Origin of the sequence: Bradyrhizobium sp., assembly GCF_049519115.1 — a bacterium.
GTDB lineage: Bacteria > Pseudomonadota > Alphaproteobacteria > Rhizobiales > Xanthobacteraceae > Bradyrhizobium.
On the sequence record NZ_JBEKRB010000119.1, the window covers coordinates 1 to 7778 of the forward strand.

Below are 7778 nucleotides of genomic sequence, written 5' to 3' on the forward strand. Positions count from 1 at the left end.
CACAGGTCGCTGCCGGACTGATGAGCAAACAAATCGCGGCCAAATTGGGCATTACCGAGATCACTGTAAAGGTCCATCGTGGCCATATGATGCAAAAAATGAAAGCTCGGTCGTTGATTGACTTTATAGGAATGGCTGACCTGCTCGGAATCCATCGCCCGAAACGCTAGAGCTTATACCCAGGTATCGTTTTCTAATCCCAATCCATGATGCAATCTGCAGTTGGGGCGACGGTGACGCCATGGGCTCCCGGTCTCCGCGTCAAGGAAGGGCCGCCTTGTCAAAGCTTCCGCTAGTCGCAATCATTGACGATGATGCATCCGTGCTCGCCACGACTGATAGCCTTGTGAGGTCGCTCGGGTACATCGTAAATACATTCGCATCCGCCGAAGAGTTCTTGCGGTCGAACCGCCTCGATGACCTCTCGTGTGTGATTGCAGATGTCCAAATGCCCGGCATGAGCGGCGTCGAGTTGCAAGCCCACCTGCTTACCCAAGGGAACCACGTGCCGTTCATTTTCGTCACGGCCTTCCCCGACGAGCGGGTTCGTGCGCAAGCGCTTAGGGCCGGGGCGATTTGCTACCTGACTAAGCCCTTCGACGGGGACAGCCTTATCCAAGGTCTCCAGGCCGCCCTGAAGAAGCGTGACGGCGGGACCAGGAAGTGAGATCCTTCTAGCGTGATGAGCACAGGCGGAGTCTGGCTTTGCACAACGCAAGCGAGCCTAGCTAGACTGTGGGGTTCCCCGGAGATCGGCGGTTTAAGTTAGCCAACACGTGCGACCACTCAGCCGAATCCCGCGCTAGGCGCTGGCCCGTCGATCAAGCCTGCGCTGTTGCCCAAACTGTCCGCAGCACCGCTAAACCAAAGTATCGGGGCACCCAACCATTTCGATAGTCAAACTAAGCTCGGTAGCAATGGGGCAATCGTCCCGGGCGAACTAGGCTCGAGAGATAGTGAATGCGACCTGACCGACGCGAGCCTTAGAGGGGGAGCCCATGTTTGCGAACTCTCCGTATCTCGGACGTAATTACAGGGGGAGTGCACTGCGGAATCACCAGAGCAGGCTTCTCGCGATGACGGCGAAGTGTGCCGAGGCGACCAACGCCAGGCGTTGGACTATGGAGCTCCGGCATCTCCGCTATTTCGTCGCGGTTGCCGAGGAGCTGCATTTCAGGCGCGCAGCCGAACGGCTCGGCATCAAACAGCCTCCCCTCAGCTTGCAGATCCGCCAGCTCGAGCGGGAGTTGGGTACGTCGCTCTTTCATCGCCTGACGCGCGGCGTGGAACTCACCGAGACCGGTACGTTGCTGCTCGATGAGGCCCGGGGAATCCTCGACCAAGTGGAGCGGATCAAGGCCGGAGTGCAAAGCCGGGCGCGGGGCGAGACCGGATGCATCCACCTGGGCTTCGCCTGTGCGACCTGCTTCCAACCGCTCGTTCCCGGCATCATCCGCGCCTACCGCGAGCGCTATCCCAGCGTCCTCGTCTCGCCGGAGCAAAGCAACACGCCGCTATTGGTCGCAGGTCTACGGAGCGGCGAGATCGACGTCGCGTTCGTCCGTCCGCCGCTGAGCGATGGTGAAGGGCTCACAATCGAGCCCCTGGTCGAAGAATCCATGGTCATCGTGCTGCCGGAATGGCATCCCCGTGCCGGTGATCGTTCCATGCCGCTCGCGGCCCTCGCCGAAGAGACCTTAATCCTGTTCCCGCGCACCATAGGACCAGGCCTGCATGATGCGATCATCGCAAGCTGCCAGCAGGCCGGGTTCAGTTCCAAGCTTGGTCAGGAGGCGCCGCAGATATCGACGATGGTTCACATGGTGGCGGCGGGGTTCGGCGTGACGATCGTACCGCAATCGATCGCGCAGATCCACCTCGAAGGCGTCGCCTATATGCGCATTGAAGGTGAGGCGCCCCGCGCGCCGATCAGCCTTGCGTATCGGCGGGATGATCGCTGCGCGATCGTCCGTAATTTCGTGGATTCGGCAAGGCGGCACAGCCGTACGGTGCACCAGAGCGCGGAGCTTTCGAAGGTCAACGCCAATACCTTCCGTGTATCCACTTTGATAGAATGAGTTATTGGATGGATCGATCTGTAGCGCTTGGCGGCTTGGCCGACACTCGTGCCGCACAGTTTGGATGGATCCGTGCGCCTGATGACTGACGCAACGGCTGCACCGTACCAATCGATACTCCACCCAACGTTAACGCAATGAACCCCGGGCAGATCCGATGACGACGAGCAAGTCTTGTCGGAATTCAACAGAATGTTATAGGGGGCGCCGACTGCGCCCTGCCAAGTGCGGATGTCGGGCCTTTTCCTCGTTGTGGATACCGCAACGGTATCAAAGAGCACTAAGCAAATATTGGCGCCTCGAAGGCGCCGCTTCTATCTCCAGGTAAGCATGCGCGCGGAGCCGTCGAGGGTCCACAGCGCGGCCTTCTGCGGATCGACTTTGATAGAATAAGTTCACCGGCAAAATCGCGGCGGTGACAATCGAACCAGAGGAAATGAAGAAGGCGGATCGCGACGACGCCCCGCAAGGCGGCGGCGCTGAGGAGAGGACTGGCCGATTAGGGAAACGCCTGCCCGACCGTCACAAACTTTCGATTCGGTCCCCGACGAGAGCGCCCGTTAGCTAAACCGCGGCAGCAGCAGGCAAAAGCAGAAAAGGATCTGCATCTTGAGAAAACGTACCGGCCGAATGCTTTGGTTGCTGATCGTAATCTATGCGCTGGTGGTACTTCTTCCGCCTCTGTTTCCAAAACTCGAAAGCCCGATCAATGCCGTGATCAATACAGCTACCTTGTGCGCGTTCGCGCTGATTCACGCATCTGTTCGTTACCGCGCTCGGGACATCGCGGTGTTTGCCGTGGGGTGCCTCGTCATCTCGAATTTTATGGAAAACCTTAGCATCATGACCGGTTTTCCGTTCGGCCAATATTACTACTCCGACGCGCTGGGGCCGAAGCTGTTTCTGGTTCCCCTGCTGATCGGACCGGCTTATTTCGGAACCGGTTATGTCGCATGGACGATGGCGAATGTGTTTCTCGACGGCGCTGATCGCCGGAAAGACCCGCTTTCCGTGGTGGGCCTGCCGGTCATTGCGGCGTTTGTGATGGCTAGTTGGGATTTCTGCCTCGATCCTACCAGCGCAACGATCGGCAAGCAGTGGATCTGGCAAAATGGCGGCGGTTATTTCGGCGTGCCTTACGGCAATTTCCTTGGATGGATTCTGACGGTCTACGTCTTCTATCAACTCTTCGCGTTTTATCTTTCAAAACAACCGGCTATTCCGCATGCGGAGATCGACAAGACCTACTGGTATCAGGTGGCGTGCCTCCTTCTGGTCATCGCGCTTCACTTCCAGGCCGACTTCGTTGGACTGCCCGACAAGGCCGTCACTGACGCCACCGGGCGCATCTGGCAGACCGGCGACATTTATACAACTGGGGCGCTTGCTTCCATCTTTACGCTGATATTTGCCTCGGCTCTCGGTTTCATCAAGATCGCACGGATGGAGAAGACATCCGATTTTTAGGCGCAGCACTCTCGTCGCAAATCGGAAAATGCGGCTGCGTCCCAGTCCACAGCATGAAGTAATGGTGCGCTATGCTCTTCGGCAGCGCCTTCACTGGCAGCCCATCGAGAGCAGTAGAAGATATCAGCGAAAACCTCACGGACGTTGACGTTACGCGGTCGCCCGCCACGTTTGACCGCATGGCCGGGGATCTCCCTCGCCGTCCGCTCTCTGCATGCGCGGATGTCGGACTTTCTCCTCGTTGATGATACCGCAAAGATATTAAAGAGCACTACGCCAAATATTGGCGCTTCGAAGGCGCCGCTTCCATCTCCAGGAAAGCCGACATACCAAGTGCGTTGCTCCCAAAAACGAGCGAGATCATGAAGACCGTCGCTGATCAATTTGCAGAAACGCTCGCTGCCGCCGGTGTGAAGCGGATATATGGCATCGTCGGCGACAGCCTGAATGGGCTGACCGATGCGATCCGCCGCCAGGGCAAGATCGAGTGGGTTCATGTGCGGCACGAGGAGGTCGCGGCTTTTGCCGCCGGTGCCGAGGCGCATCTGACAGGAGACCTTGCGGTCTGCGCCGGGAGTTGCGGCCCCGGCAATCTCCATCTCATCAATGGCCTGTTTGATTGTCACAGGTCCCGCGTGCCGGTGCTTGCCATTGCTGCGCAGATCCCCTCGGCCGAGCTCGGCGCTGGATATTTCCAGGAGACTCATCCGGAAAATCTGTTCAAGGAGTGCAGTCACTATTGTGAGCTGATCTCAGGTGCCCACCAGATGCCCCGCGTTCTGGAGATCGCGATCCGGCAAGCGGTGGGCAATCGCGGTGTCTCGGTCGTGGTGATTCCGGGCGACGTCGCTCTTCAGCCCGCCGCGGCCGCGCCGCCGCCGAAGGTGGCGGGTCTGCTGCCAAGCCGAGCCGTCGCAACGCCAGCGCGCGCCGATGTCGATCGGCTGGCTGCGCTGCTCAATGGCGATGGCCGTGTGACGATGCTGTGCGGCTCGGGATGTCAGGGCGCGCATGATCAGGTCCTCGCGCTCGCCGATCGTCTGAAGGCCCCTATCGTGCACGCGTTCCGAGGCAAGGAGTTTGTCGAGTGGAACAACCCGTTTGACGTCGGCATGACCGGGCTGATCGGCTTTTCCTCGGGCTATTACGCCATGCTCGCTTGCGACATTCTCTTGATGCTCGGCACCGATTTTCCGTATCGCCAGTTCTATCCCCAGGGTGCAGGGGTTCGCATCGGGCAGGTAGATATGCGGCCCGAACAAATCGGCCGCCGTGCGCCGGTCGATCTTGGCGTGGTGGGCGACGTTCGCACGACGCTAGAAATGGTCTTGCCGCTCATCGTGGAAAAGAGCGATCGCACCCATCTCGACCGCGCGACAGAACATTACCGCAAGGCACGCAAGGATCTCGACGGGCTCGCGGTCAGCAAGCCCGGTCGCAAATCGATCCACCCGCAACAGGTAGCCAAAGCGATCAGCGATCACGCTTCCGCGGACGCCGTTTTTACTTGCGACGTGGGCCTTCCGACGGTCTGGGCAGCGCGATATCTGGCGATGAACGGCAAGCGGCGGCTGATCGGATCGTTCTGGCATGGCTCGATGGCCAATGCGATGCCACATGCGATTGGCGCGCAGAAGGCGTTTCCAGGGCGGCAGGTGATCTCACTGTCGGGTGATGGTGGCTTCACCATGCTGATGGGCGATTTTCTCAGTCTTGCGCAGCTCGGACTGCCGGTGAAGGTCGTGGTGTTCAACAACAGTGCGCTCGGCTTCATCGAGATCGAGCAGAAATCCACAGGATTTCTCGACTTCGGTACCGACTTCAAGAATCCCAACTTTGCCGCGATGGCCGAAGCCTCCGGCGTGCGTGGGATTCGACTCGAAGACCCCGCTGACGTCGAGGAGAGCGTCGCTGCCGCACTTGCCCATAACGGACCGGTGCTGGTCGATGCGGTGGTGAGCCGGACGGTGCTCCCGATCCCGCCCGCCATTACTGCGGAAATGGCCAAGGGGTTCACTCTCTACATGGTGAAAGCCGTATTCAACGGTCGCGGTGACGATCTCGTCGATCTGGCCCGATCGAACCTGTGGGTCTGAAGATCAGTTGGAGAGAACGGATGGCAAATCTGGATACCATCATTCCGGCACCGTTCAAGACAGCGTTGGACACTAAGGTCGCAATGCCAACGCAACACCTTCCGACGCGAGTGCCTGACTTCGTTGCGCTCATGAAGCCACGGGTCATGTTTCTTGCGGTGTTCACCGCATTCGTCGGAATGATGATTGCGCGCGTCGATCTCTTTCCGCTGCGAGCCTCTATTGCCATTTTCGCGATCGCCACCGGAGCCGGCGCCGCTGGGGTGCTCAATATGTGGTACGACGCCGACATCGATGCCTTGATGAATCGTACGGCCCGGCGTCCAATCCCTAGCGGGATAATTTCACGCCGAGAGGCGCTTGCGTTCGGGCTGGTTCTTGCCTGCGGCGCGGTCTCCGTGCTTGGCATAGCCGTCAATGTTACGGCCGCAGCGCTGCTCGCTTTCGCTATCTTCTTCTACATCGCCGTGTACACACTCTGGCTAAAGCGACAGACGCCGCAGAACATCGTTATCGGCGGCGCAGCGGGTGCGCTTCCGCCGGTGATTGGCTGGGCCGCCGCTACCGGAAACATCGGCTTCGAGCCGGTCATTCTGTTCCTGATCATCTTCCTTTGGACGCCGCCCCATTTCTGGGCGCTGTCGCTCAATCGTGCGGACGAATACGGGCGTGCCGGCGTACCCATGCTCCCGGTCGTTGCGGGACGGGCGACAACGACGCTGCAAATCCTCATCTACAGCGTTTTATTGGTACCGACCTCGTTGCTGCCGTGGGCGCTGGGGTGCGCCGGAGCACTCTACGGCGTGGCTGCCCTCACTTGCGGAGCGATCTTCTTTGCGCTGGCTTTGCAGCTACGTCGGAGCCCGGACACCGATCGGCAAGCGGCGCGGCGTCTGTTCCTGTTTTCGATATCCTACCTGTTCGTGCTGTTTGCCGCCCTATTGGCTGATAGCATTGGTGATCCATCATCATCGACGCTCCCAACGCGTGAGGACGCTCGGCGGATCACGCGATCCGTCCCGATCGCGGCCCTGCAGATCCCGCGCCGCACTGCAGCCGCTTTCGCCGTTGCAAACACAGACGAGGCCTGAGATGCGCTATGGCTTAGTTGCTCTCACCTTACTCTGCTTCCTACTCGGTGGCTGCTCAGAAGGCGTCCTCAACCCCAAAGGCCCCGTTGCTGCAGCCGAGCGGCTGATCTTGTTCAACTCGCTCGGCATCATGCTGGCGATCGTTATTCCGACGATCCTCGCCACCCTTGCCGTCGCGTTCTGGTTTCGCGCATCGAATCGGCGCGCCGCATACCTGCCGGACTTCGAGTATTCCGGGCGCCTCGAGCTGCTTGTTTGGTCGATCCCCGCCATGACGGTGCTTCTCGTAGGTGGCGTCGCATGGGTTGGCGCACACGACCTTGATCCTCGCAAAGCGATTAGCTCTACGGCCAAGCCTGTCCCGGTTCAGGTCGTTTCACTCGACTGGAAATGGCTGTTTATCTATCCGGAGCAAGGCATCGCCAGCGTCAATCATCTGATGGTGCCAGTCGGCACACCGATCAGCTTTGAGCTGACCTCCTCGACGGTCATGAATAGCTTCTTCGTGCCGCAACTCGGTAGCCAGATCTACACGATGTCCGGAATGGTAACACGCCTACAGCTGCAGGCCGACCATGCTGGAACCTATCCAGGATTATCAACCATGTTTAGCGGTGAGGGATTCTCCGACATGCGCTTCACGGTCGATGCAGTCGAAAGCGACGACTTTGCGCGATGGGTCCGCGAAGCGCAGGAAACCGGTCGGGCGCTCGATTCGGAGACCTATGCCGAACTGGCCAAGCCAAGCCAAGCAGTCGTTCCGTTCACCTACCGCGCCGTCAGCGCCGATCTGTTCGGCGGCATCGTGAATACCGCATCGGCTGCGGACGATCCGTCGCAACGCATTTGTTCAACGTCGCAGAGGGCAGAACGATGAATCTCCTTGGCAAACTTGATTGGAGCGCGATTCCCGTTCATCAGCCGATCATCATGGGCGCAACGGCGGCCATGGGCCTTGTCGTGGTGGCCGTCATCGGATTCATCACCATGAAGGGCGCGTGGCTCTATCTGTGGCGCGAATGGCTTACTTCGGTCGACCACAAGCG

The 7778-nt window shown here is 59.4% G+C and carries 7 protein-coding genes; all 7 read left to right on the top strand.

The annotated features are described in order from the left end of the window. The first annotated feature begins 17 nt into the window (after nt 1-17). The 7 genes from ABSE61_RS35230 to cyoA all read left to right on the top strand — a co-directional run bounded on the left by ABSE61_RS35230 (nt 18) and on the right by cyoA (nt 7609). A complete protein-coding gene (locus ABSE61_RS35230; protein ID WP_423875783.1) occupies nt 18-170 on the top strand; it encodes a LuxR C-terminal-related transcriptional regulator in 153 nt (50 codons plus the stop codon). 107 nt (nt 171-277) lie between these two features. Next, nucleotides 278-667 carry a response regulator transcription factor gene (locus ABSE61_RS35235; protein WP_423875778.1) on the top strand — a complete coding sequence of 130 codons (390 nt, stop codon included), beginning with the start codon at nt 278-280 and terminating at the stop codon, nt 665-667. A 454-nt stretch (nt 668-1121) separates the two neighbouring features. Beyond that, the gene (locus ABSE61_RS35240) at nt 1122-2078 is read left to right on the top strand and encodes a LysR family transcriptional regulator (protein WP_423875779.1); all 957 of its coding nucleotides are present in this window, start codon (nt 1122-1124) and stop codon (nt 2076-2078) included. A gap of 609 nt (nt 2079-2687) precedes the next feature. Beyond that, nucleotides 2688-3545: a carotenoid biosynthesis protein gene (locus tag ABSE61_RS35245; RefSeq protein WP_423875780.1), complete on the top strand. Its 858-nt coding sequence runs from the start codon at nt 2688-2690 to the stop codon at nt 3543-3545. Nucleotides 3546-3907: 362 nt separating this feature from the next. After that, on the top strand, nt 3908-5641 hold the full coding sequence (poxB, locus tag ABSE61_RS35250) for a ubiquinone-dependent pyruvate dehydrogenase (RefSeq protein ID WP_423875781.1): 1734 nt from the start codon (nt 3908-3910) through the stop codon (nt 5639-5641). A gap of 83 nt (nt 5642-5724) precedes the next feature. Then, on the top strand, nt 5725-6732 hold the full coding sequence (locus ABSE61_RS35255) for a heme o synthase (RefSeq protein WP_423875784.1): 1008 nt from the start codon (nt 5725-5727) through the stop codon (nt 6730-6732). 1 nt (nt 6733) lies between these two features. Then, on the top strand, nt 6734-7609 hold the full coding sequence (gene cyoA, locus ABSE61_RS35260; RefSeq protein WP_423875782.1) for a ubiquinol oxidase subunit II: 876 nt from the start codon (nt 6734-6736) through the stop codon (nt 7607-7609). Nucleotides 7610-7778: the final 169 nt, after the last annotated feature.